18 protein-coding genes and 1 tRNA gene are annotated in these 24,670 nt (G+C 65.8%); 13 read left to right on the forward strand and 6 right to left on the reverse strand.

Features of this window, described 5'->3' with window-relative positions; translation table 11 throughout:
• Positions 1–89 precede the first annotated feature (89 nt).
• The 8 genes from O9Y01_RS15440 (at position 90) to O9Y01_RS15475 (ending at position 6,531) form a co-directional block, all read left to right on the forward strand.
• A complete protein-coding gene (locus O9Y01_RS15440; protein WP_269632500.1) occupies positions 90–506 on the forward strand; it encodes a hypothetical protein in 417 nt (138 codons plus the stop codon).
• Positions 507–550: 44 nt separating this feature from the next.
• Positions 551–1,474 carry a branched-chain amino acid transaminase gene (locus O9Y01_RS15445; RefSeq protein WP_269632501.1) on the forward strand — a complete coding sequence of 308 codons (924 nt, stop codon included), beginning with the start codon at positions 551–553 and terminating at the stop codon, positions 1,472–1,474.
• Positions 1,475–1,516: 42 nt separating this feature from the next.
• Entirely contained in the window at positions 1,517–1,738 is a 222-nt protein-coding gene (locus O9Y01_RS15450; protein WP_269632502.1) for a zinc-finger domain-containing protein, read from the forward strand.
• Positions 1,739–1,748: 10 nt separating this feature from the next.
• Positions 1,749–2,198 (forward strand): YybH family protein, encoded by a 450-nt coding sequence (locus O9Y01_RS15455; protein ID WP_269632503.1) that lies wholly within the window; start codon positions 1,749–1,751, stop codon positions 2,196–2,198.
• Positions 2,198–3,211, forward strand: coding sequence for a YheT family hydrolase (locus O9Y01_RS15460; protein WP_269632504.1), 1,014 nt, complete (start codon positions 2,198–2,200; stop codon positions 3,209–3,211). Before O9Y01_RS15455 ends, O9Y01_RS15460 begins: the two co-directional genes overlap by 1 nt.
• A 140-nt stretch (positions 3,212–3,351) precedes the next feature.
• Positions 3,352–4,341: an ATP-binding cassette domain-containing protein gene (locus tag O9Y01_RS15465; RefSeq protein ID WP_269632505.1), complete on the forward strand. Its 990-nt coding sequence runs from the start codon at positions 3,352–3,354 to the stop codon at positions 4,339–4,341.
• A 790-nt stretch (positions 4,342–5,131) separates the two neighbouring features.
• The gene (locus O9Y01_RS15470) at positions 5,132–5,680 is read left to right on the forward strand and encodes a DUF2946 family protein (RefSeq protein ID WP_269632506.1); all 549 of its coding nucleotides are present in this window, start codon (positions 5,132–5,134) and stop codon (positions 5,678–5,680) included.
• A 68-nt stretch (positions 5,681–5,748) separates the two neighbouring features.
• On the forward strand, positions 5,749–6,531 hold the full coding sequence (locus O9Y01_RS15475; protein ID WP_269632507.1) for a hypothetical protein: 783 nt from the start codon (positions 5,749–5,751) through the stop codon (positions 6,529–6,531).
• A gap of 49 nt (positions 6,532–6,580) precedes the next feature.
• On the opposite strand, the gene O9Y01_RS15480 is transcribed toward O9Y01_RS15475, so the two are convergent.
• Positions 6,581–7,126, reverse strand: coding sequence for a c-type cytochrome (locus O9Y01_RS15480; RefSeq protein WP_269632508.1), 546 nt, complete (start codon positions 7,124–7,126; stop codon positions 6,581–6,583).
• 185 nt (positions 7,127–7,311) lie between these two features.
• On the opposite strand from O9Y01_RS15480, the gene O9Y01_RS15485 reads away from it, so the two are divergent.
• The 5 genes from O9Y01_RS15485 (at position 7,312) to O9Y01_RS15505 (ending at position 15,736) form a co-directional block, all read left to right on the forward strand.
• Positions 7,312–8,889 carry a DUF1800 domain-containing protein gene (locus tag O9Y01_RS15485; protein ID WP_269632509.1) on the forward strand — a complete coding sequence of 526 codons (1,578 nt, stop codon included), beginning with the start codon at positions 7,312–7,314 and terminating at the stop codon, positions 8,887–8,889.
• Between the two features lie 9 nt (positions 8,890–8,898).
• Positions 8,899–10,212: a DUF1501 domain-containing protein gene (locus O9Y01_RS15490; protein ID WP_269632510.1), complete on the forward strand. Its 1,314-nt coding sequence runs from the start codon at positions 8,899–8,901 to the stop codon at positions 10,210–10,212.
• A gap of 56 nt (positions 10,213–10,268) precedes the next feature.
• Positions 10,269–10,343 (forward strand) — tRNA-Arg (locus O9Y01_RS15495).
• Between the two features lie 535 nt (positions 10,344–10,878).
• On the forward strand, positions 10,879–14,283 hold the full coding sequence (locus O9Y01_RS15500; RefSeq protein WP_269632511.1) for a serine/threonine-protein kinase: 3,405 nt from the start codon (positions 10,879–10,881) through the stop codon (positions 14,281–14,283).
• A gap of 34 nt (positions 14,284–14,317) precedes the next feature.
• On the forward strand, positions 14,318–15,736 hold the full coding sequence (locus O9Y01_RS15505; protein ID WP_269632512.1) for a hypothetical protein: 1,419 nt from the start codon (positions 14,318–14,320) through the stop codon (positions 15,734–15,736).
• A gap of 52 nt (positions 15,737–15,788) precedes the next feature.
• Here the strand turns inward: O9Y01_RS15505 and O9Y01_RS15510 are convergent, their stop codons facing one another.
• The 5 genes from O9Y01_RS15510 to O9Y01_RS15530 all read right to left on the reverse strand — a co-directional run bounded on the left by O9Y01_RS15510 (position 15,789) and on the right by O9Y01_RS15530 (position 24,509).
• Positions 15,789–17,498: an ATP-dependent helicase gene (locus O9Y01_RS15510; RefSeq protein ID WP_269632513.1), complete on the reverse strand. Its 1,710-nt coding sequence runs from the start codon at positions 17,496–17,498 to the stop codon at positions 15,789–15,791.
• Positions 17,499–17,503: 5 nt separating this feature from the next.
• Entirely contained in the window at positions 17,504–19,282 is a 1,779-nt protein-coding gene (locus tag O9Y01_RS15515; protein ID WP_269632514.1) for an ATP-dependent nuclease, read from the reverse strand.
• Positions 19,283–19,685: 403 nt separating this feature from the next.
• Positions 19,686–20,621: a TniQ family protein gene (locus O9Y01_RS15520; RefSeq protein ID WP_269632515.1), complete on the reverse strand. Its 936-nt coding sequence runs from the start codon at positions 20,619–20,621 to the stop codon at positions 19,686–19,688.
• A complete protein-coding gene (locus O9Y01_RS15525) occupies positions 20,614–21,765 on the reverse strand; it encodes an AAA family ATPase (protein WP_269632516.1) in 1,152 nt (383 codons plus the stop codon). The genes O9Y01_RS15520 and O9Y01_RS15525 overlap by 8 nt, the downstream gene beginning before the upstream one ends.
• Positions 21,765–24,509: a Mu transposase C-terminal domain-containing protein gene (locus tag O9Y01_RS15530; protein WP_269632517.1), complete on the reverse strand. Its 2,745-nt coding sequence runs from the start codon at positions 24,507–24,509 to the stop codon at positions 21,765–21,767. Before O9Y01_RS15530 ends, O9Y01_RS15525 begins: the two co-directional genes overlap by 1 nt.
• Positions 24,510–24,670 lie beyond the last annotated feature (161 nt).

The raw sequence follows: 24,670 nt of genomic DNA on the forward strand, positions 1-24,670 counted from the left end.
GCGCACTCTAGCGGGTAAGTACGGATGGCAGCCGTCCATTTTGTGAGCAGAGGTAAACCCACCCTGGCGCCAGGCGCTAGCATCGCGGCATGAATGCATGGATTGGATCGGCCCTGGCCCTGGCGGCCCTGGTCATGGGTGGGGTGCTGATGGGCTGGCAGGGCGTGATCCTGGCCCTGACGGTGATCGTGTTCTGGCTGCTGCTGCAGTTCAGCCGCCTGATGCGGGTGATGCAGGCGGCCAACGGCGCGCCGCTGGGCCGCATCGACAGCGCCGTCATGGTGCAGTCCCGCCTGCACGAGGGCATGAAGCTGGTGGATGTGCTGCCGCTGACCCGCAGCCTGGGCACCAAGGTCGAAGGCCGCGAGGAGGCCTGGGCCTGGACGGACGCCGGCGGCATCCGCCTGGTGCTGCAGTTCAGCCAGGGCGCGCTGCAGCAATGGGAACTGCTGCGGCCGCCTGAACAGGGCACGCCGGCCGGTGATGCGGGGGCGGGGGCGACATAGAATCCCCGGGTCAACCCTCAAGTCCCCCCGAGCAAGGAGCCCCCATGTCCATGGACGATCGCGACGGCAAGATCTGGATGGATGGCCAGCTGGTCGACTGGCGCGATGCCAAGATCCATGTGCTGAGCCACACCCTGCACTACGGCTGCGGCGCCTTCGAGGGCGTGCGCGCCTACAAGACGCCCCAGGGCACGGCCATCTTCCGCCTGCGCGAGCACACCGAGCGGCTGTTCAACAGCGCCAAGATCCTGCGCATGAAGATCCCCTTCACGCTGGAGCAGGTCGAGGACGCCCAGAAGGCGGTGGTGCGCGAGAACGCGCTCGAGAGCTGCTACCTGCGCCCGCTCACCTGGATCGGCTCCGAGAAGCTGGGTGTCAGCCCCAAGGGCAACCGCATCCACCTGATGGTCGCCGCCTGGTCCTGGGGTGCCTACCTGGGCGAGGATGGCCTGAAGCGCGGCATCCGCGTCAAGACCAGCTCCTACACCCGCCACCACGTCAACATCACGATGACGCAGGCCAAGGCGGTGTCCAACTACACCAACAGCATCCTGGCCAATATGGAAGCCACGGACGACGGCTACGACGAGGCCCTGCTGCTGGACGCCTCGGGCTTCGTCTCCGAGGGCGCGGGCGAGAACCTCTTCGTGATCAAGAACGGCGTGGTCTACACCCCCGACCTCTCGGCCGGCGCGCTCAACGGCATCACCCGCAACACCATCTTCCACATCTGCCAGGACCTGGGCCTGAAGCTGGTGGAGAAGCGCATCACCCGCGACGAGGTCTACATCTGCGACGAGGCCTTCTTCACGGGCACCGCCGCGGAAGTGACGCCCATCCGCGAGCTGGACCGCATCGAGCTGGGCGCTGGCTCCCGCGGGCCCATCACCGAGAAGATCCAGTCGGCCTTCTTCGACATCGTCAACGGCCGCAACCCCAAGTACGCGCATTGGCTGAGCCTGGTCTGAGTCCAGGCCCCATCGCGTCACAAGCAAAGAAGAGAAGTTCCCATGAGCGACGTCAAATCCAGCGAAGCCAAGTCCATCGTCGAAGTCCTGGCCAAGGACGTGCAGGGCCCCGGCGTGGTCGCCTGCCCCAATCCCAAGATGCCGCTGTGGAGCAACCACCCGCGCGTCTTCATCGACGTGAGCCATGACGAAGGCGGCAAGTGCCCCTACTGCGGCACCGTCTATCGCCTCAAGGACGGCGAGCACCTGCACGCCGCCCACTGAAGGCCGCGCGATGCAACGCCCCAAGGCGCAGACCGCCGCGCTGATGGCCTCTCCCGAGGACATCGAGCAGCAGTTCTACGAAGCCCTGCAGCACGGCGAGCTCGACCGGCTGATGGACATCTGGGCGGACGAGGACGAAGTCTCCTGCGTCCATCCCGGCGGCCCGCGCGTGGTGGGCCTTGCGGCCATCCGCACGGCCTTCGAGACGGTGTTCCAGCAGGGCCCCATCGCCGTCACGCCAGAGCGCGTGCGGCGCCTGCACACGGGCGACACCGCCATCCATCAGGTGCTGGAGCGCGTGCAGGTGGAAGGGGCCGACGGCGTGCAGAGCGCCTGGGTGATCGCCACCAACGTCTACCTCAAGACCTCCCAAGGCTGGCGCATGGTGCTGCACCATGCCAGCCCCGGCACCGGCCACGACATCCAGGAAGTCGTGCAGGAGCCGACCATCCTTCACTGATGGACTTCCGCGCGCCCTGGTGGCAGCCCGGCGGACAGGTCCAGACCATCTGGCCGGCCCTGTTCTCGCGCCGGCATTTCGGCAAGCCCCTGGCCTTCCAGCGTCAGCGCTGGACCACGCCCGACGGCGACTTCATCGACGCCGACTTCCTGCTGGAGCCGCCTCCGCCGAGCCGCCATCCCCGCGCCGAGCCGCCCGCCCCGCCCCGCGACGAAGGGACCATGCTGGTGCTCTTCCATGGCCTGGAGGGCAGCTCGCAGAGCCACTACGCCCAGGCCTTCGCCGACGCCGCGCGGCGCCGCGGCTGGCGCTTCGTGATCCCGCATTTCCGTGGCTGCTCGGGCGAGCTGAACCTGGCGCCGCGGGCCTACCACTCCGGTGACTACGCCGAGGTCGGCTGGATGCTGGAGCAGGTGCGCCGCCAGCACCACGGGCCACTGATCGCCGCGGGCGTGTCCCTGGGCGGCAATGCCCTGCTGCGCTGGGCGCAGGAAGCCGGCGAGACGGCCCGCCAGACCGCCAGCGCGGTGGCCGCCATCTGCTCGCCCATCGACCTGGCCGCCTCGGGCCGCGCCATCGGCTGCGGCTTCAACCGGCACGTCTACACCCGCATGTTCCTGCGCACCATGGTGCCCAAGGCCCTGCGCAAGCTGCAGCAGCATCCCGGACTCTTCAACGGCCAGGCCCTGCGCGAGGTGCGCGACCTCTACGAGTTCGACAACCTCTTCACCGCGCCCCTGCACGGCTTCCGCAACACCGAGGACTACTGGGCGCGCGCCTCGGCCAAGCCCCAGCTGCCGCGCATCCGCCTGCCGGCCCTGGTGCTCAATGCCCGCAACGACCCCTTCGTGCCGGCGGCCTCCCTGCCCGCCGTGCAGGACGCCGGCCCCTTCGTGACGCTCTGGCAGCCCGCGCACGGCGGCCATGTCGGCTTCCCCGGCGGCCGCTTCCCGGGCCATGTGCTGGCCATGCCGGAGATGGTCTGCCACTGGCTGGGCCAACGCCTGGCCTGAGAGCAGGCGCCCGGCCTTGCCGCCCATCCGACGGACGGATCGGCCGTTCATGCCGCGATGACCGCCGTCCACCCGCTTGCGCATGCGCCCATCACCTGGCGCGGCTAGCATGGCCCCGCCTTGGAACGAGGAGGGCAGACATGAGCGGGACAGCGATCCCACAGGACGGCAGGGCCACGCCCCTGCTGCAACTGGCGCAGGCCAGCAAGCGCTATCGCCGCGGCGACACCACGGTGCAGGCCCTGGAGGACTTCGAACTGCACCTGCAGCCCGGCGAGGTGCTGGGCCTGCTGGGCCCCAATGGTTCGGGCAAGACCACCCTGGTCAAGCTGCTGACCGGCCTGTGCGGCGCCGACCACGGCACCCTGCGCTGGCGCGGCGGCCCGCCCCGGCCAGCAGGGCAGGGCGGCCCGCAGCTGCGCGAGATCGGCGTGCTGCTGGAGGGGCGCGGCGCGGCCTACGAGCGGCTCAGCACCCTGGAGAACGCGCGCTACTTCTGCGAGCTGCGCGAGACCCGCTTCGACCCCGGCCACTTCCGCCGCATGGCCGAGGCCCTGGGCCTGGACGATGTGCGCGCCCCCATCCGCCAGCTCTCCACCGGCAACAGGCTGCGGGCCGCGCTGATCGGCGCGCTGATCCACCGCCCCGCCCTGGCTCTGCTGGACGAGCCCACCCTGGGCCTGGACCTCGAAGGCGTGGAGCGCCTGCAGGCGCTGGTGCGCCAGGGCACACGCGAGGGTCAGACCTTCCTGATCAGCTCGCATGACCTGCACTTCATCGAGCGACTGTGCCCGCGCATCGTCTGCATTCACCAGGGCCGCAAGCGCTTTGACGGCCCGCGCGAGGCCTTCACCCACCTGCCCCACCCCTACCGGCTGCAGGTCCGCCACCCGGCGCCCTGCCCCGCCCTGCCCGACTGGCTGGCCGGGCGCCGCTGGGAGCGCCAGGACGAGGACTGGACCCTGCCCTTGAAGGATCCGGCCGAAGTCATGCGCCTGGCAGCGCTGTGGCCCGACTGGCTGGCCGCCAGCGAACAGCTGCAGCTGCGCCGCATCGACCTGCGCGAGCACTACCTCGACTACCTGGAACAGGGCCGCGAGAACGTCGTGGCCCCGGAGGCCCGGCCATGACACGACTGTGGAGACACCTCCTCAACGAGGCCCGCCGCGACCTTTGGCTGGCGCGGCGCTACTGGGTCGAGACCGTGCTGGGTCTGGGCTTCGTGGTCAGCCTCTTCGGCGGACTGGTCTATGCGGTGCTCAAGGCCAGCGGGCAGAGCCTGGCCTCGGGCCAGGCGGACGGCCTGATCGCCGGCTTCGCGCTGTGGCTGTTCGCCAGCGGCGCGGCCCATGCGGCGTCCAAGGAGATCGTCGAGGAAACACGCCAGCGCACCCTGGAGCAGCTGAACCTGGCGCCGCTGAGCCTCGCAGGCCTGCTGGGTCTTCGCCTGGCGCTGGGTCTGGCCACGGGCCTGGTCCTGCTGGTGCTGACGCTGATGCTCATCGGCGTGCTCACGGACGGGCGCGTGCAGGTGTCGCCCGCGCTGCTGGGCCTGGCCGTGCTGGGCTGCCCCTCGCTGGCTGGCATCGGCTACGCCATCGGGGGCTTGAGCCTGCTGGTCAAACGGGGCGAGCTGCTGATGGTGGCCGCCTACCCCGTGGTGATCGCCCTGGTGTCCCTGCCGGCCTACCCGGTCTCAGAGCTGGCCTGGCTGCCCTATGCCCTGGCGGCGGCGGCGGCCCGGGCGGCGAGCACCGGCACCGCGCTGTCCGCCGATGTGTGGCCCTGGGTGGCGCTCAACAGTGCCGCCTGGCTGGCCCTGGGCCTGCCTGGCCCGTGCCCGGCGCCTGGGCGTGCTGGGACACCTCTGAGGAAGGGGGCATCGCCGCCGGCCGCGGGCGGGGGTCCTACACTGCCGCCATGGATGACATCGTCAAGGCGGCCCTCAAGAAGTGGCCCAACGTGCCTCACTGCTACGACTGGCTGGCCCTGGACGCCCGCGGCGACTGGTACATGCGCGACGAGCGCATCCAGGCCGCCGGCCCCTTCCCCCAGGTCAAGGGCAGCCGCATCACCCATGACAAGCTGCGCGAGTTCATCCACCGCAACTACCTGCCCGACGAGCGCGGCGCCTGGTTCTTCCAGAACGGGCCGCAGCGGGTCTACGTCACCCTGGAGCTGACGCCGCACATCTGGCGCCTGCACGGGCAGGCAGACGGCGGCGGCCCCCGCATCTACAGCCACACGGGCCCGGAGGCCACGCTGCTGCACAGTTGGCTGGATGAGCAGGACCGCCTGCTGCTGAGCGCACGCCTGCCCGGGCTGGAGGCGCCGGTGCTGGGCCTGGTGCACAGCCTGGACATGGGCCTGGCGGCCGAGGCGGTGGAGCAATCGGCGTGGGCACCGGCCAGCGCGTCCTTCGAAGCCCTGTGCCGGGAGCACGGCGTGGTGCGGCACCCGCAGCCCTGAGCGGCCGCGCCCTCCGCCACGCGCTCCTCGCGCTAGACTCCGCCGCACCCCCACCTGCCGCAGCATCAATGGCCGCCTCACCAGGCTCCAGGACAAGACCCGGATGGCATTGGCAGGCCCTGGCCGGCCTGGCCTGCGCCCAGAGCGCCGCGGCGCTGCAGGTCTGCGTGGGCGATGTCGCCGTGCCGCCCTTCCTCAGCGGCGACGCCAGGAATCCCGGCATCACCGAGCGGCTCATGATGGACGCCGGCCGCCAACTGGGCATGCAGGTGGAACTGCTGCGCTGGCCTGCCCGGCGCTGCTTCGAGCAGATGCGCCTGGGCACCGTGGAAGCAGGCGTGGGCGCCGCCATCCCCGCCAATCAGCAGGAGTTCGATTTCCCGGGCGGCACCTCCGTCGATCCGCAGATGCGCATCGCCCGGGCCGCGATCGTGCTGGTCAGACGCCAGGACCAGGCCATCGGCTGGGACGGCAGGCTTCTGGAGCGGCCCGCCAGCGGCCCCTTGCGTGTCGGCGCCCGGGCGGGCTTCCGTGCAGCGGTCGAAGCCATCCGCCGGCTGGGCCTGGAGCCGAGCCCCGGGCCCAACCAGACCCTGCAGGTCCTGCGCATGCTGCAGCTGGGGCGCCTGGATCTGGCCGTCCTGGTGCAGGACGAGGCCGACATCCTGCTGGCCCGGCCCGAGTTCCGCAGCCTGGTCCAGATGGACCCACCCCTGCTGGTCAGCGACTTCTACGTCATGACCATCCGCCAGCTGCCCGAGTCGCAACGCCAGCAGGTGCAGCGCTGGTGGGAGCTGATGGCCCAGTGGCGGGAGCTGCCCGCCTACCGGGCCCCCTCCGCCAGCCCATGAAAAAAGCCGCCGGTCTCGCGACGGGCGGCTTCTCGGAAAGCGCGGGGCTTCAGTTCGCGGCCGAGGCGGCGGGCGCCGGAGCCTTGGGCTCCTCGAACTTGGCGCCGGCGCTGTTGGCCATGTAGACCACGGCGCGGGCGATCTCGACATCGCTGTGCTCGCCACCGCCTTGGGGGCTCATGGCGTTCTTGCCCTTCAGGGCGGAGTTCAGCAGGGCTTCGAAGCCGGTCTTGATGCGCGGGGCCCAGGCGGCGGCATCGCCGAACTTGGGAGCGCCCATGGCACCGGTGCCATGGCAGGCCGCGCACTGGGCCTGGAAGACCTGCTCACCCGTCTTCAGCGCGCCGGCGCTGGAGGCGTCCTTGAGCTCGATGCTGCCGACGGGCTGGATGCGAGCGGCGATGGCCTGCTCTTCCAGGCCGACGCTGCCTGCGGCCGGCTTGGTGTCCGTCGTGACGTAGTTGGCCAGCAGCACGATCACGAAGATGGGCACGACGAAGGCAAAGAACACGGCCCAGGCCAGTTGCTTGGGGGTCTTGATCGGACCTTCGTGGCTGTCGGCGTGGCCGTGGTCTTGATCCTGGTGTCCGCTCATGAAATCCTCGTTGACGTCGGCAATTTGGAAAGTGCTTGGGGCAAGGCCTTATCAGGCGCAAAGCCGCGGGATTATAGGCCGCACCCTTCCGGCACAGAGCTTTACCGGCGCGACAAATGCCGCGAACGCCACAAGCCCATGATGAGAACCCGTATGGTCAGCTTCCACACTTTGTGTCTCCACCCATGAAGTCCCGCCTGTCGGATCCACGCCGCCGCCATCTGCTGCTGGGCTGCGGCGCCCTGCCCCTGATGGCCGCCCTGCCCCGCCCCGCTCGCGCCCAGGCCCTCCCGGGCACCCCTGCTGCGCGCCAGGAGCCCCTCGGCGACGAAGAACGCGCCCACCACGCCCTCAAGCGCCTCGCCTATGGGCCGCGCCCGCAGGACGTGCAGGACATCCAGCGCCTGGGCGCCGCGCGCTGGCTGGAGGGCTTCCTCCAGGCCCAGCTGCAGCCCCAGCCGCTGCCGCCCGCGCTGGAGCAGCGCCTGGCCGGCCTGGCCACCTGGCAGGAAAGCCAGGGCGAGCTGGGCGAGCGCTTCCGCCGGGCGCAGCAGCTGCAGCGCGAGGCCAAGGCCGCCGGGCCTGCCGCCTCTGCCGCGGACTCCGGCCCTGGCGCCCGCCGCGAACTGGTCCGCCCCGTGCTGCTGGAAGCCCAATCCCAGCGCCTGTGGCGGGCCCTGGAGAGCCCGGCCCAGCTGCAGGAGCGCCTGGTCGAGTTCTGGTTCAACCATTTCAACGTCTATGCCGGCAAGAATGCCGTGAGCGTCTATGCCGGCGCCTATGAGCGCGAGGCCATACGCCCGCACCTGCTCGGCCGCTTCCGCGACATGCTGGGGGCCACGGCCAAGCACCCGGCCATGCTGATCTACCTGGACAACCACCTCAGCGTGGCCCCCGGCTTCCAGCCCCGGCGCGCCAACGCGCGCAGCCAGGGCCTCAACGAGAACTACGCCCGCGAGCTGATGGAGCTGCACACCCTGGGCGTGGACGGCGGCTACACCCAGGCGGATGTCACCGAGCTGGCGCGCATGCTCACCGGCTGGACCCTGGACCCCCGCGGCCTGGGCCGCAGCCGCGATCTCTTCGCCTTCGACCCCCGCCGCCATGACCATGGCGAGAAGCAGTGGCTGGGCCGGCGCATCCGCGCCAGCAGCCCGCGCGAGGGGCAGGCCGAGGGTGAGCAGGCGCTGGACATCCTCGCCCGCCACCCGTCCACCGCCCGCCACCTGAGCCGCAAACTGGCCCAGTTCTTCGTGGCCGACGAGCCGCCCGCGGCGCTGGTCGAGCGCCTCGCCCAGGTCTTTCTGCGCACCGACGGCGACCTCCGCCAGTGGACCGAGGCCCTGGTCCAGGCCCCCGAGTTCTGGAGCCCCGCGCAGTGGCAGGCCCAGTTCAAGACGCCCTACCGCTACCTGCTGTCCGCCCTGCGCGCCGTGAATGCGCAGGTGGACGAGCCCGCGCTGCTGCTGCCCCTGCTGGCCCAGGCCGGCCAGCCGCTCTATGGCTGGCAGACGCCCGACGGCTACAAGCCCACCGCTGCCGCCTGGCGCGGTCCCGAGACTCTGACCCAGCGCGTGCAGTTCGCCAGCAGCCTGGCCGAGGGCCGCCTGGGCCGGCGCTGGGGTGCGGACACCCGCCCGCAAGCCCTGCTGGCCACCCTGGGCCCCAGCCTGCAGGCACCGACCCGCGCCGCCTTGCAGGGCGAGTCCCCGAGCGCCCAGGCCGCCCTGCTGCTGGCCAGCCCCGATTTCATGCAGTGCTGAGGTGATGACATGACTCTGCCCCCTTCTTTCCCGACCGGCCTGCATCGACGCGATTGGCTGCTGCGCAGCGCGGCCGCTCTGGGCGGCCTGGGCGGCCTGGCCCTGCCCGCGCGAGCGCAGAACGCGGCCGACGGCCGCCGCCCCCGTCTGGTGGTGGTGATGCTGCGCGGCGCCATCGACGGCCTCAACGTCGTCGTGCCCCATGGCGACCCAGCCTATGCGCGCGCCCGGCCGCGCCTGGCCATCGCCCGCCCTGGCGAGGACGGCGGCGCCCTTGCCCTGGACCGCCTCTTCGGCCTGCATCCGGCCGCCAGCCCGCTGATGGCCTACTGGCAGCGCGGCCTGCTGGGCTTCGTCCATGCCAGCGGCTCGCCCGACCCCACGCGCTCGCACTTCGATGCGCAGGACTATCTGGAATCCGGCACCCCCGGCCGCAAGGGCACGCCAGACGGCTGGATGAACCGCCTGCTGGCCGGCCTGCCCGGGCCGCACAGCGCCAGCCGCGCCCTGAGCCTGGGCAACACGCCGCCGCGCATCTTCGCCGGCAGCGCGCCCGTCGCCTTCCTGGGCACCGGGCCCAAGGCCCTGGATCCCAAGGCCATCGACCAAGCCCGGCTGCAGCGCGGCCTGGCCAAGCTCTACGCCGGGCAGGATGCGCTCTCGCAGGACTACCGCGACGCCACCCAGTCCCGCCAGGACATGCGCCGCAGCCTCGCACAGGCCCGGCAGCGCCCGGGCGGCATGCAGGACGACGCCCCCAGCCGCGACCCCAGCGCCGACGCCGGCGCCCCGTCCGCGCGCAGCTTCGCGGCCGATGCCCGCCGCCTGGGCGAGCTGATCCGCGCGGACGCCCAGACCCAGCTGGCTTTCACCTCCGTGGGCGGCTGGGACACCCACGTCAACCAGGGCGGCGCCAGCGGCCAGCTGGCCAGCCGCCTGGGCGCTCTCTGTGAAGGCCTGGACGCCCTGGCCCAGGGCCTGGGCGACAGCCTGCAGGACACCGTGATCGTGGTGATGAGCGAATTCGGCCGCACCGTGCACGAGAACGGCACCGGCGGCACCGACCACGGCCGCGGCAATGCCATGTGGTTGCTGGGCGGCCCCCTCCAGGGCGTTGCCGGCGGCCGCGTGCTGGGCGAATGGCCGGGCCTGGAGGACCGCGCCCTGGCCGATGGTCGCGACCTCGCCATCAGCACCGATTTCCGCCACGTCCTGGCCCCGCTGCTGCAGGGCCATCTGGGACTGGACGACGAGTCCCTGGCCCGCGTATTCCCCGCGCTGCCGGCACGCAGCGCACCGGCCCTGAAGCTCTTGCGCAGCTGAATCGGCCACAGTCATCGGGCAGACCCGCAAGCCGGGTTAGAATCCGCGGCTGGCGTGCGACCGTGGTGAAGTGGATATCATGGAGCCCTCCGAAGGCTTCGTCGCAAGTTCGATTCTTGCCGGTCGCGCCACTTCGATAGTGGGTCTGTTTTGCTGTTGTGACTTAGCCCATAAGTTGGCCGGGATGGCCAAGGTTAAGTTAATTTCACTCTGGGCCAAGCTTTGCTTAACTGCGGAGCTGGAGCGGTCAGGCCTCTGTTGCGGGCGCTGACGGATCGCTGGTCATCACCCCTGGATATCCGCAAGCAAGGCTGCTGGCCTGATAAGGCTATGCGTGAGCGCCAAAGCAGGCGCCGGCCGACTATTAGTCTTAGCCTAGAAGCGATCGGCCAAGGTGAGTCGCCCGACCGCAATCGCTGCACGGCTGCGCCAATCGCTACAGCGCTGTTGGCTTCAAGCTGCTTTGAGTCATTCGGAGGCTACTGCCCGAACGTAAGCAATCGTGCGCACCGACCGTTGAACGTTCCCCGCCCAGACGGCATCACCCCAGGAACCTGCGGCATGCCAGCAAGGCGGACGCCAGCCCAAAGGCAAGCCTCGTTTCCTTCTGCAGAACTGGGGAATGCGGCACTTAGGGCTAACATGCTGTGCAAGGAGTGAGGCTGAATGAACAGCGATAGTCTGGGAGGACAAGTCCTGTGCGGGCGCTATAGGGTCCTGGAGACCCTGAAACCTGGCGGCATGGCACGGGTCTACAAGGTTGTCGACAACACGTCCAATCGGACCCTTGCGCTCAAAGTTCCCACCTCATCCTCAAATGAAGCGTTGGCGGTCTTGGCATTCGACCGAGAACGAGAGGCCCTGGAGAACCTTCGGCATCCAAGCATTGTTGAGCTTGTCGAGGTTGGCGAGACTGAGCAGCAGGATCGCTATCTAGCCCTCGAATGGCTCCCGGGCTGCCTCAACGAGCAGCTGACGGCAGGGAGTCGTTGGACCTGGGAAGACTTCTACGCGGACGTGGGAGCGCCACTCGTCTCCGCGCTAGCCGCTGCGCACAGACGTGACATAGCGCATCGTGACATCAAGCCGGAGAACCTGCGGTTCGATGATTTCGGACGCCTCAAGGTAACTGACTTTGGAATCGCGAAGGCACGGTCGGGCATTCAACTCGGGCAGACATTCAAATCTTCCGGCACGCCTCCGTACACACCGCCGGAGGAGGATGACGGAACCAATTCATACGCTCGCGACACCTTCTCGTGGGCAACGGTGGCACTTGCCTGCCTGTCCGGCAGAACCTTCGCGAATCTTGGAGAGGTCAAGGACAGCCTTGCCGCGCTACCGCAAGACGCGGCGCCTATCTCACTGTTGGAAAGCTGCCTCTCGCTATCCCCCAGGGACAGACCTGCGAACGGCACCGACTTACAGGTTCAAGTCGAAGCATTTCATCGGAAATACGTAGACCGCAGACCACTCCAAATCACGGTCCAACTCAGCACTCAGGCTCTGTCCGAGCTTGCGCAGAAGCTCGGTGACCGCCGTCCCGAGGATTGCGTCAGTTTTCTGCAGGCCGACCTCAGCACGTCGCTTCACGGCTACATCGTCAACGAGCAGGACCGGTCCGTCCGCTTTATTGGCGCGACCTTGGACATTACCTGCAAGGCAGTCGACAACAGTGAGCTCTTCCGGGTGATGAGTGCGCGCGTACTAGAGCTCGAGCGTGCGGAGAACGAACGCAGACAAGCATCGGAGCTGCACGCAATCACATTGAATGTTTTGGCCCCCTTGGCGCCAGCGCGCGGAGCAGCGAATCAGCGCGCCTTCTGGCTTCGCCTAGAGACCGAAGAGGCACATCGTCAGCGAGAAATCGACAAAGCTGAACGAGAGCGGTGGTTCGACTGCTGGGCAGCGGTGTTGCGCGAGAAGGACCGCATCCAGCGTACGCGCAAGCTCAACATTCCCTTTGTGACCATGCGCGCCAGAAACGAGAAGGCTGTGGCGGTTTGCGAAGGCGAGCTCTCTGAGGACCGACTCCCTGACCGCCTAGTATTCCGACCAGCGTCCGGCAGGCCCTTCCTGTTTGAAGTGCTGGACGTTTTTGGCGACGAGATAACGCTGAAGCCGCTGAATCTGGATGTCGCCGAGCTTCCAACGGGCTCAGGGGTCCTCGAATCAAATGAATATGGCCAAAGCCAGCCCGTGGCAAGGCAACGGATTGCTCTGGAGACAGTCCGACGAGAACGGGCCGCCTCCCCCGCCCTGAAGTCGCTGGTTTGCGCGCCCGAGAACGCACGGCTCCCAGAACCAGGCGGTATACCGCCGGGCTACGCCAAGGACCTAAATGGGGAGAAGCGAGAACTCATCGAGCGTGCGTTGGGACTAAATAGCATCCTGATGGTTGAGGGGCCGCCGGGCACTGGAAAGACCACGTTCATTGCGGAGCTCATCGCCCTGTACCTATACGTGTTTCCTACTGCTCGGGTGTTGCTTTCATCGCAGACCCATACGGCCCTTGACCATGTGCTTATCAAGCTCATCGAAAAGGACCTCGGCCATGACGTTGTTCGCATCCATGGGGAACGAATTGAGAAGATTGACAGCCTCGCACGTCCCCTCATCCTCGACCTGAAGACTAGGTCATGGATCGAGCGGGTCGAGGAGCGCGCTCGCAAGTACGTCAAGGACAGGGCCGAGCAGCTCGGACTCGACACCACGGAAGTCGAAGTGGTCGTTCTTGGAGAGCAGCGACACATCCTCCTAGAGGAGCTGCGGTCCTATGAGAGAGAACTTGCCGCAGTCCTCAGTGACGGCCCGGCCGTATCTGTCGCTGAAGGCGAGGCCAGCGACGAAGAGGCCGTCAACAAGACATCCACGCTGATAGACGAGCGCGAGCATCTGGGCGACCAAATCAAGGCCATCAAGCGACGCCTGACCAAGGTCGAAGGCAAACTGAGAGCGTTAGGGGACTTCGGCGAAGCGATTGCCTCATCGTCCGACGAAATGAGCAGGGAGTGGATGGATGCCTTGAGCAAGTCGCACGTCGACGGGGCCGAGTTCTTGAAGAGCCAGGTCGGACTCCAGCTTGAATGGTTCGCGCGCTTAGGCGTGTCGCGCGACTTCCATGGTGCGGTACTTGGCGAGGCTCGCGTGGTTGCGGGGACCTGCGTGGGACTCGCGAGCGTGCCGGCTTTCAGCGAACTGGAGTTCGATCTCTGCATCGTTGACGAAGTTTCAAAAGCCACCCCCACTGAGACGCTCATACCGATGAGCAGAAGCAAACGCTGGGTGCTAGTGGGCGATCCACAGCAGCTTCCGCCCTATTCCGAGCTGGACAGGAAGAAGGTGCTCGACCAGCGCTATCCAATTGAGCAGGCGGAGGCGACGCTCCTCGATATCCTGACACCACGGCTGCCTGACGCATGCAAAGCACAGCTCACAGAGCAACGCCGCATGGTCACAGGCATCGGCAATCTGGTAAGCGACGTCTTCTACGACAGCAAGCTCGTCACCATCCGAAAGGCCGAAGACCGAGACACGGTCACGGCGAAGCTGCATCCACTGGCGGTCGAGTGGCACACCACATCGGCCATTGCCAAGCGGAGAGAGCAGGAAATGACCGGCCGGACGTATCGGAACGCCTGCGAGGCCGTCATAGTCCACCAGGTTTTGGAGCGGCTCAATGCAGGCAATCGCGGGCGCAAGCCTCTGAATGTCGCGGTGATTGCGGGCTACTCGGCCCAAGTCAACGAACTCGGGCAGCGCATTCAAGGTGCAGCGAAGCCTCTTCAGAACTTGGAGATTGTCATTAACACCGTTGATGCGTTTCAAGGCAAGGACGCCGACATCTGCATCTACAGCGTGACGAGGTCCAACGGTGAGCACAGGCTCGGATTCCAGCGAGAAGTTCAGCGGCTAAACGTCGCGCTATCGCGAGGACGGGACTCGCTCATCATCGTCGGCGACGACATGTTCTGCCGAGGCGTCACCTCAAAGAATCCTTTCCTCAAGGTGCTCGCGCACATTGATAACCACCCTGACGAATGCGGGTTCGTTCGCTATGACCGAATTTGATGCGGTAGCCGAGCATCACCAGACGATGGATGGGATGTCGCTGGTCGACTACCTCCCTATCGCCCTGCCCATCTACCTGTTGCAGATTGAGGCGCTAGTCGCGGAGAAACGCGAACTCATGCCGGTGGAGGAGTTCGTTCTTAAAGCCATCAGCATGGGCGTTCGCTCAGGCCCAGACGTTCTGGGGACCTTGGGGCTTGGCTCCGGATACGGCGAGAAGGTTCTTCAGTCCCTAGCTGATGACGAGTACATCGCTCAGAAGCCGGAGTTGGTGATTCGTCCCAAAGGGGTCAACGTACTGTCCGAAGCCGGCGAGCGCAGGATTTATGAGAAGGTGCTTACCGTAGCTTGGAATCCGGTGACGCAGCAGGTCATGCGCGACAAGCACCTGTTGAAGAAGTCCGGTGAGCTGAAGCTTGCCAGAGTGGTGCGGGTCGTTCCGCCAAGCACAAAACTTCCCCCCCTTATAGAGCTACCGCTGGAGCGCCTTCCCACGTGGCAGCTCGAAAAGGGTGAGCAGGTAATCCGGTTCTTGGAGGTTCAACGCCGGTCGCTTCTTTACGTACCCGCAGTGCTGCTCATCTACGGTCGGGGCAAGGGCGAGCCTCTCGCACGCGTCGCAATTGACGGGGTCATAGACTCAAACAGCAGCGTCGCAATTGCTCGGCATGAAATCCTGCCACGCCTGGGCGTCGACGGGCTGTTTGCGAGGCGCATGGGCGCGACGGCTGTCGAACCCCGTGTCAAGCCGCTCGGCGTACTGCCTGGGAACGAATCTCTCGCCGACCTTCTGAGGCTCAAAAGCACGCTACAGGTTGGTATCTCCGGGCTGGAACGCAAAGATTCCCCCGACGCGGCCGTTAAGCTTGATGCGAAGAAGGCTGAACTGGCGACAGTGCAGCTAAAGCTTACGCAGATTCCTGTGCGCGCACTGCTGCCCTTCGAGGTTCCCCAGCTTGTCGACGTGGCGCTTCAAAAAGCCAAGAACGACATCGTCATCACAACGACGCTGCCTATCGGTGAGCGGCTCACGTCGCTGCGGCTTCTGCTCCTTGACCAGGTGCTGCGTAAAGGCGTCAAGGTGCGAATCCTCATCTCTGACCGCCCGACCGAGGACGAGTTTGCAGTGAACGAAGGGCCGGGTCCCCTTCTTCGGACACTCAACGACATGATGACGGTGCACACCAACCTCGACGTGTCATTCCTACGGGACACGGACCGGGTTGTGTTTGAGGTACGGATAGACGACACCCTTGTCGGCGTCTCGAACGAGCCTCCCCTTGGCGCCCGGTCTCGGGACCCTCTTGCGCGAGTCTTTTCTGGGTATCAGCTATCCGGCACAAAGCCCGTGCGAGCCTACGTAGAAAGCCATATGTCTGCGCAGCACCTCGCCGTGGTCGGAAAGATTAGGTTGCCTGCGCCAGTTCGCAAGGCATCCGGAAGAGCCAAGTAGGTTCTGCGAGTTTGAGCTCGAGCTCATTAGCTTGGCGGTGCGCGGATAGCGACTAGAGGAACTGGCAGCCATCGCGCTGGGGTGTCACGATCGTCGTGCGACGGATAGCGCGCGTGACCGCGACCCGCAGTGCCAGCCGCGATTGCGCGATGCGCCTGGCATCGGCGTTCGCCGCCACGATGCGCCCAGAGAAGATGCCCTCATAGATGACGACCTCGTCGAACTCCTTCCCCTTGGCCTTGTGGATGGTCATCAAGTGCAGCCCACGCCATTCCTTCTGCGCGGCGACGAAGTGCTCTTGAAGCAGGGCGTCGCCAAGCGCTGCCTCTGCACCGGCATAGTCGCCCTGCGCCCTCCACATCTCGCTGAGCGCCGTGCGCAACGCGGAACCCCTGTGCAACAGCCGGAGGAAACGAGCATCGTCAGCCACCCGGGCTACCTGGGGCGCGATGGACGAGGAGATCAGCCCTCGCATCGCAGCCCAGTCTTCCTCGGGGTTTCCTGTGAGCCTCAGATCTGCGCGTTCGGCCGCGATCCTCTGGCACTCATTGACGACAAGCTCCCTGTTCTTGCCGCGGATCTTTCCCGTCGACATGTAATTGCCGATCGCGCCTGCGAGGTCCATCTCGGCCTGCGCAGGAGCCTTATTGCCACCGCGGCCACGGATATGAGTGTGCAGCGTGGCGACCAACCGTGACGCCAGCGCCGCGGCAGGGCCGCCTGCCAGCAGCACAGCAATGACATTTGCAGCCAAAGACGGCGATTCCGCGTCCATCGCCACGTCGTGCCGAAGTGCGGGCAGGCCATCCAGGTCCGAGGACAGGTACTGCGAGAACTGCAGCATGAATGCCCTTGACGGCACGAGGACGACCACCGAAGTGTTTGGCTGGTCGCGCACACGCCGGAGAGCGGCCAGCACCTCCGTCTTCGCCCGGAAATGCGGGCTCTGGTTTCTGCGGAAGCCGTAGCGCACGATCTTCACGTGCGTGTACTCCTTGCCGCGGTTCCGATCCGTCAACAAATCGTTGCCGAAGGCGGTGATGTCCGTCCCGTTGCTTCGATGGTTCTCGCCAGAGAAATCGAAACTCCCAGGCTGGAACGCCTCGACGAATTCACCCAGGCGGCGGGGATCGGCACCCCGGAACTCGTAGATACGTTGCTCGGGGTCGCCGAGTGCGATTAGGCGGCTATGTCGACCCAACTCGCGGATCAGGGCCCACTCGTCGGCATTGGTGTCCTGGAATTCGTCGAGGATCACCATGGGATAGGCATCGCAGTAGATGTTCGCCAACCGGACGCTGCGCCGGAAGAGTTGCGCAACCAACCGGGCGAACAGGTCGAAATGCAGCCGCCCTTCCTCTTCGAACAGGCGAAGCATCTCCTGGTCTCGGGCGCTTGCGTCCACGTCAGCAAAGTGGGCCGCGGCCTCCGGCGGAGGCAGGAGGGTAATCGCCTTCACAGCGTTCAACAGATAGCCGTGGCTGCGCAGGATGCTCCATGCGAACCCGTGATACGTGTTGATCTCAAGGTGCTTGAGCTCCTCCGGAGAGATGAGCTCCGCCGCCTTCTCGAGGATGCGCGCGACCGTCGGCCTCGCAAAGCTCAGGAACAGCACCTTCTGGCCCGGCTTCAGCGCTCCGCCGGCAACCTGCTGCTGGGCCTTCACGAGCGCCACGTGGGTCTTGCCAGCCCCCGGGCCGGCGAGGGCCAACGCGTGTCCGGGGCAGGCCAGGAAGGCAAGCTTCTGCGAACTCCAGGCCATGGGCTTCAGGCCGCGGTGGGTTCGACTGGAGGCGCAGGCTCGATGACCTGGAATATGCCGTGCAGGCATTGGGCAATGTATTCAGGCATCTCCTGCCAGCCCTGGCAAGACGCCAGCAGGTCGGCCGCTTGCCCACTGCCTTTGCCCCAGGCGAAGTATTGCGAGAGCGCGTTCCTCAGGGTGGCCAGATCGGACTCTGCCCGCGGTACCACAGGCAACAGGTGCTGCGGCCAGTCGCCCTCCGCCACCACACCCAGCGCGTAACGCCGGATCGCGGTCTCGTTGGTCCCCTGCAGCACCAGCGACTCAAATCCTTTCATCTTTGATTCGTACGGATGGTCGACGGCGGCACGAATGAGGGCGAGTTGTGCTTCGTCCTGCTTGTCGAACACCGCAAAGACGATCTTGCCTAGGGCCCTGAAGAAGTGACCGAGCGGTGCAACTTGGGAGTCCGTCTTGGCATCGATGACCGCCACGCCGAGCGCCTCCAGCGATTTGAAATACTGTGGATCGGTCTTGCTGAGCGTGCGTGCGGCCGCCGGCAGCGCGTCGAACTCCGTCCGCCCTTCGACGATAAGGACATACTTGGCGAGCAATGCCTCGCAGAAGCGCGCCCGGAACTCCGCCTTGTAAGCCTTCGGCTTGATCGTTGGCGGCAGGCTGGTGGAGACGGAAGTCAGCACGCCGCTCGCGCGCTTGAGCACCTTGATCTGGGCTGGCTCGAACTCCTCGAGCACGTACGGCGAGTGCGACGTGAAGAGGGCCTGGGCTGACTTCTCGCGCACGCTGTTGACGATGCGCTTCTGCGTGTGCGGAGGCAGCGCCGTCTCGGGCTCCTCCATGGCGAAGATGACGTTCTGCTTGAGCTCGGCAATGATGGACAGCAACGCGAGCACCAGCGTATTGATGGTGCCCGTTCCTTGGTGCTGGTACGGCGCCGCGTAGGTGCTGCCGTCCGCACGCCTGGCGCCCGTTCCCATGAAGACCGTCAGAGTTCGACGCAGGGTCTCACGGGTGAGATCCGAGACGCGCATGTGCGGATCCTCCGCCCAGTCAGACGGGACAAACTTCTTGATCGAGGCATGCACTGCGGCTAGCAGCGTGGTGACGCCGAGTTCAGGTTTGTCGGCGACCGGCAGGACGCGCAGCGAAGCCAGCAGTTCCTCCCACATCTTGAGGCGCGAGTCCTGAAGGCGCAGGATCACGTCCAGCAGCGACCCGCGCTCCAGGCTGAGCGCGCGCGAACCGGTGCGCACCGTTCGCAGGTACAGGAAGCCGCACTTGCGCTTATCGGAGGCACGGAACGTTTGGTACTCGCCTGCTCCGATTGGGACGGGCAGCGCGAAGAACGTATTGCCCAGGAAATCGTCTTCCTCCGCGTCGTAGGCGCCACGGAAGAAGACGCGCAGCGCTGGCCGAACCCCGGCGGCGTCGGTGCCCTCGACCGGCGGGCCGGCTAGCAGCGTCTTCGCATTCGTGTCCCACCATTCCAGGTGCTCGCGGAAGTGCCGGAGTTGCTCCTCGTTGAGGTCGGCGACGATGACCTCGACTCCCAGAAGGATCGGCTGCCCTTCAGCGCTGAGGTACTGGCCCGCGTAGAAGTCATGCTCGTCGACGACCGGGCGACGGGAGAGCCGCTCTGGGCCCAGTACGAGGTCAATCGCCTCAAGCAGCGTGGACTTGCCTGCGTTGTTGTCGCCAACGAGCACGCTGTGTCCATCGAAGTGAACGGTGCCCTGCGCGATCCCTCGGAAGTTCGCGACCCTGACCTGAACAATCTTCATGGAAGCCTCCCTCTTGGTGGCTCGTTAGCGCGACCACTTACATTCGATTATGCATACGCACTCTGCGGCAATGGAGTCAAAGGTAGGTCGCTTCCGGCGTCGGCGCTGCACCGGAATGGCTGCCTTGCCAGCGAGAGCTGGCCTGCCACGGGAACGCGCCGGTTGGCCGCTTCCGGCGCATTTCTGTCATGTGATCCCCATTTGATGTGGATCCGACACCTCCTTCAAAAGTGCTGCAGGTTCGTTCGGGCTACCCAGAAAAGGAATGGAACGACCCCGTCCGCGCCCCATAAGCCGAGCCCCCGCACAGGCAGTGCAACGCCAGCAAGCGCAAACCCAGCCGCCCCCTAGGTCTTGGCTGGGCTTGCCAACATGCCGCGCGACGCACGGCCTGCTCCTGGGGCTAGTACAGCTCCGGCTCACCCATGAACCGGCTCCGACATTTCCCCGCCTTCAGCACTTCCAAGATCGGCACCCCCGCCGCCGCGGCGAACTTGATCACGGCTCCAAGGCTGATGACTTGGCGCTCCCACTCTGGCCGCCTAGATCGACTGAGGTAGACGGAGTTGGTCCGCAGTTGGCGGACCACATCCATCTGGAACTCAAGGCCCGTCCGCAACTTGGCCAGCTCATAGGCCCACTCAAGATCCGGCCAGCGCGGTTCATTGCCAAGCGCCGGCATGTCGCGCACCAGGTCGGCAAACAGCTCAGCGTGATGGGCATCCCAGGCAGCTGAAGGGGTCTGCCCCTCTTGGTGCTCGTCCGCGGGAGTCGTTGCGCGCATGAGAGGGCTCCCACACTGCCGGCACCCCACTGGGGGAGCCCAGCCGTCGGGTCCACGCTGCTCTGTACTGCCGCATCGTGGGCACGCGCCTTCAAGCAAGGTGCCGTGCCTGTGGCAACGCTCATGAAAGCAGAAATTCCAGACCAATCGGTGATAGGTCGGGCGCCCGGCCTCAATGTCCTCCTGCCAACACGCCGAGCACCAGACAGGGGACTTCCTGACGTACCGCCGCAGAGCAATCGTGTGGTCACCCCACGGCATCCCCAGCACCGCGACCGAAGGAACCCCCGTCAGCCGGGCCAGGCGAAGGCCCGTCAGCCCTGGGGCGGTGCCCCAGTACGGTTGCAGGCTGCCGTCACTCTTATAGCGTTCCCCTTCCATGCGGGGCAGCGACCGCACGTAGTCCGACAACTCCCGCTCGGTGACCCCGTGGACAGCGGCCAAGCGGTTGATATAGCCGTTGAGCGACTCGCAGTCGGACGTGCCCACGCCAATCGGCTCGAGGCTGGACAGGATGACCCGCGAAGGAATCGGGGGATGCAGCGACTCACGCATGTGCACCTCCGCTCAGGCCACCAGCCACAGGAGGAACGGAATCGCGCGTCGGGCTTCGAACACCGACCTTGCCAGGCCTTCCTCCCTTGCCGGACCCTTCCTTCGGCGTCGTCGATGAGCTGCCAGAGGCCGGAGCGCCCAGCACCATGACTTCGATGCGGCGATCCGTGTCCGGTGAGGCCAGATCTTCGCCATCATGGATGTCCTTGACGATGCGCGTAATGGCTCGGCCCGACAGGCGCGTTCGCCGGAAGTCCTCGATCGTCAGGTGGGACCGCACCTCCATGCGTGCACGCGACATGGCGCGTGCACACCAATCCTTCAAGATGCCGATGCATCCCACCGAGCCGGCATAGAAGAAGTCGAACTCGGCCTCGACATTCGGAAAGACCTCGGCGCCGCTGCGCGAGAGAAAGGTCTGCACACAGCTGGCAAACGCATTCCTGTCGTCGACTTCACCATGCCTGTAGCGCCCGAAGTGAACCACCTCCGTGCGGCGGGCCAGTTGAGCGGAGACCTGCAGGTGCACAAGCAGCTGGTAGGTGCCAACAAGCACGAGCTTGACCCCACAGCTCTGGGCCACGGACTTGAGCACGTCGTACTGGTCCCCAATGCCGCCAGCGCGCGCGCCCATGAGGATGTGCTGCGCCTCATCGATGAACCAGTACTTCAACCGACGCCGCTTCATTTCCCGGCTCAGCCGCAGGCGCAGCGTGGCCGCGGTGAGCGACTCGCCGACACGCTTGTGCTGCTGCTCCCGCGCCTCGGGCGTGGGCCGCCGGTCGTCCACGAAGGGATCGCCGAGCGCGAGCAGGGCGTCGTGGTAGAGCACCTTCCAGTCGAAAGCACGAAAGCCGCTGGCTACGGCCGTGGTCGATATGAAAGGAACGAACTCGCGGTCGCTCATCATCCGTGACTGCTCAGCCTGCAGGAGGTCCTTCATCAGCCGAGCAGCCAGCGTCGACTTGCCCACACCGGTGGGTCCGACCAGGCAGATAAGCTCGTAGCCCACACCATGGTTGAGGAGGAACTTCAGCTGCTCCAGGGCTTCGTGCTGCTGGTCATGCTTGATCACGAGCGAGGCGAAGCTGCTTGCGGAATCGGCGGCCGTAGCCGCCCCAGTCAAGTTGAGGCGGTGGCTCATCAGTAGGCCTCCAGCGTTTGGATCTTCATGGACGGCTTGGCGGCCTCGACGGTGGGCGCATAGGCGTCAGCGGCGGTCACGTCGGAGCTGCCCAGAAGGACCGTGCCTGCAGGTTCGTCCCAGTCCTCCCAGTCGGCCGGGTAGACATTGGCCTCCATCAAACGCTTGCGCTCCTCTGCGGCCTGGCGGCGTCGAAGCAGCATGAGTTGCTCAGCGTTGACCTCCTTGAGGAACTTGATGAGCGCAGCATCGGTCAGGCGGGTCTTCTCGACAGCAGAACGGCGGCGGCGCCACTCCGTGCTCGCCTCCAGCAGCTCCTTTTCGGTGAGACCCCATACGGTTTTGGCGTGACGGGTGCAGGTCAGTCGAACCCATTCACGGTCGATGTAGGCGAAGGCCACACCCATGTTGCCGGGGTCATAGCGGACCTCGACATCTTTGCCAAAGTGAGCCTGCAGCTGCGCAGCGTTGTAGTACAGGTAGTGCACCTTGACGCCGTCTGCCTGCACCCGAGCTGTGCCCTTCCTCGGCGACGGGCAGGTGGCGAGGATGAAGTGCCGGTCGTAGGGGATGACGTGCATCGGACGGTGACCAGACTGGGCCACGGACGTCTCGAAGCACGCACGCGGGCTCATCAACAGCTCGCGATGCTGAAGGTTGTCGTAGACCTGAAAGAGGTACTTTTCGAGCAAGTCGCACAACTCAGGGAACGTCCAGACTGCGAAATTGTCGGGATCGACTGCATTGGTCATCTGGCGCACGTTCTTGCGCAGCTGCGTGTTGCCCTTCAGTACGTGAATAAGGTTCGTGTTCAGCGTGCCGAAGATGCGCTCCATCTGTGACCCATAGCGGGGCTTGGCAGCTGGCCTGTAAATGAGGGTGACGTGGTACCGGGCGCACAGGGTCTGGGTCCAAACACACTGGAATTCCTTGCCCCCATCGAGCACCAGGCTCTCAGGCAGGCGCCCCCACCGTCGCACACAGTCCCGAATCACCGCCATGACCGAGCGATAGCTCGGCGCCTCGTAGCTTAGCGTCACTGCAAGGGTCCTTCGGCTGAAGTGATCTATAGCCAGCGTCGCCCAGACCCTCCCTGCCTTCTCTGGGCTGTTGGAGAAGATGGTCTCCAGATCGATGAGCGTGTGGTCTATGTGCGCGCGCTGCCATGCCCTGTCCGGCGCCATAGCCAGGGCCAGATCTGTCGACTCAACGCGCGGCTCCAAGGCATAGGCAAGTTTGTCACCGCCGCGCGCCCTGGCGACCTGGTAGGCCGGCATCCTCTTCACAAACTTGTTGAACCAGGGGTAGCTTGGCGTGGGCAGGCCTCGCTCTTCACACCGGTCGCGCAGAAAGCCCCACCCAATCTTGACCCGGACGTTGTCCGGGTTCAGTAGGTGCTCGTTCGCGACGTCAAGGGCCAGCTGGAGCACCGCCTTCAACAAGCGCTTCTGACGATTCCCTGCTTGCGAAGTCTTAGGCAGCAGGCCGATGAAGCCGTTCCCGTGCTTCCGCTGTGCAGTCCTGTAGTCCGACAGATACCGACGCAGGGTGCGGTGTTTCGGATTGACGCGGCGGGCCTGCAGGTAAGGCCGAATCTGTTCCATCCGGCGGTTAGCCTCTTCCAGCTCCGTTCGGCGTGCTCTGCGCAGGATGGCGTCGATAGGGCTCTCGACACCTTTGTCCGCCTCTGCCGTACCGAGAGCCTCGAGCTGGCCAGCATGGGCCAGCCCCTGCAGCGTAGCCAAGGGCATCGTCTGGGTACGCCCCTCACACTCAATCACCGCCTGGCTAGCGCCGACGGTGAGGATCTTCCACGTCTGACCGTCCCACCGCAGCTGCTCTTGCGCGGCGAGTCGGACCAGGTTCACCGGCGGCCCTTGCCGCCGGTCCTTCGACAGCGCACAAGCCAGGTAGGCGTGCAGCGTTGCCATGTCCCTGTAGAGCCAGCAGGCTTCGGCGTCAACAATTCGGCAAGCCTGCCAATCGATCGCCACGTCCCCGCAGCCGATGGCCCGGTAGATGTGGTCCAGCGTGACCGTCGCTCCACATTTGTCGAGGACTGATCGGATGGTGGCGCGCGCCAAGCAGCCGAGAATGTTGGTGATCGCCACCAATGCGACGTCGTACCCAGGCAGGTTCAGATCTGCGCGCAGGTACTCGCCCAGGAACAGTTGGTTGCTCAGCACAAGGGCGTCAAAGTTGGCCTCCGTCCAAACCACGTGTGACATGTCCAACTCTTGAGCCGCCCGCACCGCTGGCGGGCAGGTCCAGCGCCCCTCCTGGAGCACGAATAGTTCGGGGTCATCGATTGCCCGCTTCTCGACGGCCGCGAGTCGCTTCCCTTCGATCAACTCGATCCCGCTCTTGTTGATCGAGAGGAAGTCCGGAGTTTGCAAATAGCTCCGCATCCGACCGCCGATTCGGTAGGTCAGTTTGATTGGCGGGGGCTGATCGACATACAGCAAAACATCAGGGTCCCGCTCCAACGCGAGGATGATGGGCAACTCAAGCGTTGCGCTTTCGAAGCCGATGGTGACCCCTACCTTCTTGCTTGGGTACCGGCCGCACATGCTCCGCGGCGTGCTCCGTACCTGCCGTGATGGAGCCTCGAGGGCCGCCTTGATGTAGGCCCGACACTCGGGCGAGACGTTGAGATGGTCCAGGTGAGCCCAGATCTCTGCCACCAGGCCTGGCCTGAAGCTCTGACCCTCGCTGCCCTCGGCGCTGGAGTGAACGATATTCATGATTGCCTTTCTTCCGCGTTGCTATGCCCGTTGTCGGGCGTGATTGCGCAAAGCGGGCGGCAGCACCGCGCCCTCAGCTTGGCCGCCGTGCGTTGCCCAAGGGCAACGGCGTAAGGCCAACTGATGGCAACTGGAAAGGACAGCGGTAGGAAAGGCATCCC

The organism is Pelomonas sp. BJYL3, from assembly GCF_027257975.1.
Taxonomy (GTDB): domain Bacteria; phylum Pseudomonadota; class Gammaproteobacteria; order Burkholderiales; family Burkholderiaceae_C; genus Roseateles_B; species Roseateles_B flavus.

Excerpts from the sequence above, each read along its gene's own strand:
- O9Y01_RS15480 (WP_269632508.1), bottom strand. The coding sequence starts at position 7,126 with ATGAGCGGACACCAGGATCAAGACCACGGCCACGCCGACAGCCACGAA.
- O9Y01_RS15510 (WP_269632513.1), bottom strand. The coding sequence starts at position 17,498 with ATGGCCTGGAGTTCGCAGAAGCTTGCCTTCCTGGCCTGCCCCGGACAC.
- O9Y01_RS15515 (WP_269632514.1), bottom strand. The coding sequence starts at position 19,282 with ATGAAGATTGTTCAGGTCAGGGTCGCGAACTTCCGAGGGATCGCGCAG.
- O9Y01_RS15465 (WP_269632505.1), top strand. The coding sequence starts at position 3,352 with ATGAGCGGGACAGCGATCCCACAGGACGGCAGGGCCACGCCCCTGCTG.
- O9Y01_RS15525 (WP_269632516.1), bottom strand. The coding sequence starts at position 21,765 with ATGAGCCACCGCCTCAACTTGACTGGGGCGGCTACGGCCGCCGATTCC.
- O9Y01_RS15500 (WP_269632511.1), top strand. The coding sequence starts at position 10,879 with ATGAACAGCGATAGTCTGGGAGGACAAGTCCTGTGCGGGCGCTATAGG.
- O9Y01_RS15530 (WP_269632517.1), bottom strand. The coding sequence starts at position 24,509 with ATGAATATCGTTCACTCCAGCGCCGAGGGCAGCGAGGGTCAGAGCTTC.
- O9Y01_RS15460 (WP_269632504.1), top strand. The coding sequence starts at position 2,198 with ATGGACTTCCGCGCGCCCTGGTGGCAGCCCGGCGGACAGGTCCAGACC.
- O9Y01_RS15455 (WP_269632503.1), top strand. The coding sequence starts at position 1,749 with ATGCAACGCCCCAAGGCGCAGACCGCCGCGCTGATGGCCTCTCCCGAG.
- O9Y01_RS15475 (WP_269632507.1), top strand. The coding sequence starts at position 5,749 with ATGGCCGCCTCACCAGGCTCCAGGACAAGACCCGGATGGCATTGGCAG.
- O9Y01_RS15520 (WP_269632515.1), bottom strand. The coding sequence starts at position 20,621 with ATGCGTGAGTCGCTGCATCCCCCGATTCCTTCGCGGGTCATCCTGTCC.
- O9Y01_RS15505 (WP_269632512.1), top strand. The coding sequence starts at position 14,318 with ATGTCGCTGGTCGACTACCTCCCTATCGCCCTGCCCATCTACCTGTTG.
- O9Y01_RS15445 (WP_269632501.1), top strand. The coding sequence starts at position 551 with ATGTCCATGGACGATCGCGACGGCAAGATCTGGATGGATGGCCAGCTG.
- O9Y01_RS15490 (WP_269632510.1), top strand. The coding sequence starts at position 8,899 with ATGACTCTGCCCCCTTCTTTCCCGACCGGCCTGCATCGACGCGATTGG.
- O9Y01_RS15470 (WP_269632506.1), top strand. The coding sequence starts at position 5,132 with ATGGATGACATCGTCAAGGCGGCCCTCAAGAAGTGGCCCAACGTGCCT.
- O9Y01_RS15450 (WP_269632502.1), top strand. The coding sequence starts at position 1,517 with ATGAGCGACGTCAAATCCAGCGAAGCCAAGTCCATCGTCGAAGTCCTG.
- O9Y01_RS15485 (WP_269632509.1), top strand. The coding sequence starts at position 7,312 with ATGAAGTCCCGCCTGTCGGATCCACGCCGCCGCCATCTGCTGCTGGGC.
- O9Y01_RS15440 (WP_269632500.1), top strand. The coding sequence starts at position 90 with ATGAATGCATGGATTGGATCGGCCCTGGCCCTGGCGGCCCTGGTCATG.